This is a genomic window from Aquabacterium sp. UBA2148, from assembly GCF_002328915.1.
Lineage (GTDB): Bacteria > Pseudomonadota > Gammaproteobacteria > Burkholderiales > Burkholderiaceae_C > Aquabacterium > Aquabacterium parvum.
Genome location: NZ_DCXA01000267.1, coordinates 9,891 through 11,620 on the forward strand (window position 1 = coordinate 9,891; position 1,730 = coordinate 11,620).

At 66.1% G+C, this 1,730-nt stretch carries 2 protein-coding genes; one reads left to right on the top strand and one right to left on the bottom strand.

The genetic code is table 11. The features are described from left to right. Positions 1–116: 116 nt before the first annotated feature. Positions 117–1,136, bottom strand: a complete 1,020-nt coding sequence (gene hrcA, locus B2W70_RS14870) for a heat-inducible transcriptional repressor HrcA (protein WP_286746830.1) — start codon at positions 1,134–1,136, stop codon at positions 117–119. Between the two features lie 104 nt (positions 1,137–1,240). On the opposite strand from hrcA, the gene B2W70_RS14875 reads away from it, so the two are divergent. Next, on the top strand, positions 1,241–1,730 hold a 490-nt coding region (locus tag B2W70_RS14875), incomplete at its 3' end, for an NAD(+)/NADH kinase (RefSeq protein ID WP_286746832.1).

A 1,730-nucleotide genomic window follows, 5' to 3' on the forward strand; every position in this document is an offset into this window, starting at 1 on the left:
TTATGAGTCCGCTGCTCTAACCAAGCATGAGCTAGAGGCCCCCTGAAAACAGTCCGCGATTGTAGGCGGGCCGCGCAGCCCCACCCTCACCCGCTCGGTTCGGGTTCACGCCCGATTCACTTTTGACTCAAGGCGTTCGACACCAGGCGCGAGGTGATGTCCACGATCTCGATCATGCGGTCGTAAGCCATGCGGGTGGGCCCGATCACGCCCAGGGTGCCGACCACCCGCCCGTCGATCTGGTACGGGGCCGAGACCACCGACAGCTCTTCAAAAGGCACCACCTGGCTTTCGCCACCGATGTAGATGTTGACGCCCTCGGCGCGGCTGGAGCCGTCGAGCAGGCGCATGAGCTGCGTCTTTTGCTCGAACAGGTCGAACATGCGGCGCAGCGAGCCCATGTCGCTGGAGAAGTCCTGCACCGTCAGCAGGTTGCGCTCGCCAGAGACGACCACGCTTTCCTGCGACTCGGCCTCGACTTCGCTGCCGGCCTGCACCGCCGCCTGCATCAGGCTGCCGATCTCGGTGCGCAGCTGGTCGACCTCGCGCTTGAGCCGCTCGCGCATCTCTTCGATGGTCAGGCCGCTGTAGTGCTCGGTCAGGAAGTTGCTGGCTTCGATCAGCTGGGCGGGGTTGTAGTCCTGCGCAGTGAAGATGACGCGGTTTTGCACGTCGCCATCTGGCGAGACCAGGATCACGAGCAGGCGCTTTTCGCCCAGGCGCAGGAACTCGATGTGGCGAAACACCGTGGCCTTGCGCGGCGCGGTGACCACGCCCACGAACTGCGACAGGCTCGAGAGCATCTGCGCCGCGTTGGAGATGACGCGCTGAGGCTGGTCGGGCTGGAGCTGGTCGCGGGTCTCGGCCGAGAAGTCGCCCATGCTCAGCGGACGCGCCGTGAGCATGGTGTCCACAAACAGTCGGTAGCCCCGTGCGGTGGGCACGCGCCCGGCCGAGGTGTGCGGGCTGACGATCAGGCCGAGCTCTTCGAGGTCGGCCATCACGTTTCGGATGGTGGCAGCGGACAACTCCAGCCCCGAAGCCCGGGACAAGGTGCGCGAGCCGACGGGCTGCCCGTCGGCGATGTAGCGCTCGACCAGCGCTTTCAACAGGATCTTGGCACGGTCATCCAGCATGGTTCGTCCATTCTACGGACTGCGCACGGGCTCGCTGCTCCCCCCTGGGCAGGCGTCCGATTTCGCGGGGCTGGCCGACACATCGCTGTGGTGTAATTCCGCGCATGCCCAATCAGCTTCCCTGCCGATTCCGCCACGCCGCCCTGGTCGGTAAATTCCAGGCCCGTGGCATCCGCGCCGTGCTGGAAGACGTGGCCCACCTGCTGGCCCGCACCGGCCTGGACGTGTCGCTGGAAGCCGAGACCGCGCTCAACACCGGCATGACCGACTACCCCGCGCTGAGCATGCGCGAGATCGGTGAGCAATGTGACGTGGCCATCGTGCTCGGCGGCGACGGCACCATGCTGGCCACCGCGCGCGAGCTGGCCCGCTTCGACATCCCGCTCATCGGCATCAACCAGGGGCGCCTGGGCTTCATCACCGACATCCAGCTCAAGGACGTCGCCAGCGCCCTGCCCCTGATCCTCAGCGGCCAGTACGAGGCCGAAACCCGCCACATGCTCGAAGGCGCCGTGCTGCGCCCACACCGCAATGGCGAGCTCGAAACCATCTACGAAGGCCACGCCATCAACGAAGTGGTCGTGAGCCGTGGCG

Excerpts from the sequence above, each read along its gene's own strand:
- hrcA (WP_286746830.1), bottom strand. The coding sequence starts at position 1,136 with ATGCTGGATGACCGTGCCAAGATCCTGTTGAAAGCGCTGGTCGAGCGC.